The following is a 3,210-nucleotide window of genomic DNA, read 5'->3' as shown; positions in this document are numbered from 1 at the left end:
AGGCCGGCGAAGGCGTCGAATCGCTCTTCGCGGCCCGTCATCACCTCGGCGATCAGCCGCCCGGCCAGGTGGGTGCAGGTGACGCCGTGTCCCGAGTAACCCTGGGCATAGTAGACGTTGTCGTTGATCACCCCGAACTGCGGCAGACGGTTGAGCGTCATCAGGAAGGTGCCGCTCCAGGCGTAATCCACCATCACATCGGCCAGCGACGGGAACGTCTTGAGCATCTTGGGGCGAATCACGCCGGTGATGTCACTCGGGTCATCACCGCCGTAGTTGACACCGCCGCCATAGAGCAGACGGTTATCGGCGGTGAGTCGATAGTAGTCGAGCAGATAGTTGCAGTCCTCCACCGCCAGGCCATTGGGAATCAGCTCACGGGCGCGCGCCTCCCCGATCGGCTCGGTGGTGATGATCTGGGTGCCACAGGGCATCGACCGGCCCTCGATCTCGGGCAGTACCCCCTTGAGGTAGGCATTGCCGGCCATCACTGCACGACGGGCCTTGACCACCCCCCGAGGAGTGCGCAGGCGCACGGGGTTGCCATGCTCCACGCCGGTGACCGGCGAAGCCTCGAAGATACGCCCGCCCAGTGACTCGACGGCGGCCGCCTGACCCAGCACCAGATTGAGCGGGTGGAGATGGCCACCGCCGTGGTCCACCAGAGCCCCGGTATAGCGCTGGGAGTTGACCTCACGCGTCACCGCCTGCCCTTCCAGCAGTTCGAGCTCCCGATAGCCGTAGCGCTCCCACAGCGCCTTGTGTTCGCGCAGCCCCTGCATCTGCCTGGCATTGCAGGCGGCGAAGAGGTTGCCGTCCTTGAGGTCGCAGTCGATGGCGTAGCGCTCGACCCGCTCACGGATGATGCGGTTGCCTTCGAAGGCCATGTCACCCAGGACGCGGGCCGTCTGCTCTCCGTATTTCGCCTCGATGACGTCCATGTCGCGACTGTAGCTATTGACGATCTGGCCACCGTTGCGGCCGGAAGCCCCGAACCCCACCCGGGCTGCCTCCAGCACCACCACACTCAAGCCCTGCTCGGCCAGGTGCAGGGCCGAGGAGATACCGGTGAATCCCGCTCCCACCACACAGACATCGCAGCTCACCTCACCCTCGAGAGCAGCTCGCTCGGGCGCGGCGTTGGCGGTGGCAGCGTACCAGGACGCGGCGTGATCTTTCTCGAAAGGAACCGGCATTCAAGTCTCCTGAAACAGAGGTATTCACCCATGGCTGGGTGCCAAGTCCTGCTACACCCTGAGCAGCAGATGCTCGCGTTCCCAGGAACTGATGACCTGGAAGTAGGCGCGGTGTTCGGCACGCTTGACCGCCAGGTAGCTGTGGATGAAGCGCTCGCCAAGGATGTCGGCCAAGGGCTGGCAGTCGTGCAACAAGTCCAGCGCCGGCCCGATGTCGTCGGGCAACTTGTTGCCGCCGGACCAGGCGGAACCCACCATCGGCGGGCGCGGTTCGAGGCGGCCCAGCAGGCCCAGGTAGCCGCAGGCCAGCGAGGCCGCCATCACCAGGTAGGGGTTGGCATCCGCGCCCGCCAGGCGGTTCTCCACCCGTGTCGCCTCGGGGGAGGAGACCGGCACGCGAAGTCCCACGGTGCGGTTGTCCATGCCCCACTCCACGTTGATCGGTGCCGAGCCGCTGGTCTCGGTGCGCATCAGCCGGCGGTAGGAGTTGACGTTAGGCGCCAGCAGCGGCATCACCGAGGGCAGGTAGCGCTGCAGGCCGCCGATGAAGTGGTGGAACAGCTTGCTGGGCTGGCCATCCGCATCAGCGAAGACATTGTGCCCGTCCTTGGCGTCGAGCAGGCTCTGGTGGATGTGCATGGAGCTGCCCGGCTCGTTGGCCATGGGCTTGGCCATGAAGGTGGCGTACATGCCGTGGCGCAGAGCGGTCTCGCGCAGGGTGCGCTTGAACATCACCACCTGGTCGGCAAGAGTCAACGGATCGCCGTGCTGAAAGTTGACCTCCATCTGGCCCGCCCCCTCCTCGTGGATCAGGGTGTCGAGGTCCAGGTTCATCGCCTCGCAGTAGTCGTACATCTCCTCGAACAACGGGTCGAACTCGTTGACCGCATCGATGGAGAAGGACTGGCGGCTGCTCTCCTGGCGGCCGGTGCGACCGATCGGCGGCTCAAGAGGGTAGTCGGAGTCAGTATTGGTCTTGACCAGATAGAACTCCACCTCCGGGGCGATCACCGGCGTCCAGCCGCGGGCGGCGTAGAGCTCCAGCACCCGCTTCAGCACATAGCGTGGCGCCAGCTCCACCGGCTCGCCGGTCAGGTAGAAGCAGTCATGGATGATCTGCGCCGTGGGATCCTCGGCCCAGGGCACCAGGTAGATGGCATTCGCGTCGGGCACCAGCTCCATGTCCCGTTCGGCGGGATTCCAGAAGCGGATGTCCTCGTCGTCGGGATAGCCGCCGGTGACGGTCTGGATGAAGATCGAATCGGGCAGCCGTGGACGACCGCCGCCCAGGTACTTGCCGGCGGGCATGATCTTGCCCTTGAGGATGCCGGTCAGGTCGCTGACCAGACACTCTACCTCGGTGATGCCGTGATTCTGAAACCAGTCGTTGAGGAGCGGCTGCTCCTGTCGGTTACTCATGGGAATTTCCTTGCTCGGGATGGCGAGCCCCCGGCCCGATGCCGGGGGCCCTGCACTCAGCGAGACTGGACTTCGGACCAGAGCTGCTGGAAGGTCTGCAGGGCATCGCCTTCCAGGCTGGGGGTGAAGCGCAGTCGCTCCATGTCCGCCTCACTGGGCTGGACAGGCGGCTCGGTCAGCACCGCGTCCAGGTAGGGCTCGGCGGCCGCATTGGGACTGGCGTAATAGTTGTAGTTGGAGAGCTGGGCACCGACCTGGGCATCGAGGATGAAGTCGATGAACTTGTGGGCCATGTCCGGATTGGGGGCCTCGGAGGGGATGAGCATCGCATCCACCCACATCTCGGCGCCCTCGTCGGGGATCATGAAGTCCAGGGTCTCGAAGGTCTCCGGGTCCTCATCCTTGAAGAAGAGGTAGTCACCGTTGTAGGAGAGCCCCACGTGGGTGACGCCGCGGGCCAGCTGCTGCAGCGCCGGCGTACCGTCGGTGAAGCCACTGAAGGTGTCACGCCGCTTGGTATCGATCAACACCCGGGCGGCCTCCTTCCAGGCGTTCATGTCAGTGCAGTCATAGCCGTGGCCCAGGAAGGCGCAGG

Annotated in this window: 3 protein-coding genes; all 3 read right to left on the bottom strand. The window is 65.0% G+C overall.

The window, feature by feature from the left end; all coding sequences use genetic code 11:
• On the bottom strand, nt 1-1,196 hold a 1,196-nt coding region (locus tag RI841_RS15690), incomplete at its 3' end, for an FAD-binding oxidoreductase (RefSeq protein ID WP_310706566.1).
• Between the two features lie 51 nt (nt 1,197-1,247).
• The gene (locus RI841_RS15685) at nt 1,248-2,615 is read right to left on the bottom strand and encodes a glutamine synthetase family protein (protein WP_310706565.1); all 1,368 of its coding nucleotides are present in this window, start codon (nt 2,613-2,615) and stop codon (nt 1,248-1,250) included.
• 56 nt (nt 2,616-2,671) lie between these two features.
• On the bottom strand, nt 2,672-3,210 hold a 539-nt coding region (locus tag RI841_RS15680), incomplete at its 5' end, for an extracellular solute-binding protein (protein WP_310706564.1).

It is taken from the genome of Halomonas sp. (assembly GCF_031581305.1).
Classification (GTDB): domain Bacteria; phylum Pseudomonadota; class Gammaproteobacteria; order Pseudomonadales; family Halomonadaceae; genus Halomonas.
Note: the sequence above shows the minus strand (reverse complement) of the source record. Positions and strands in the feature narration are given on the sequence as shown.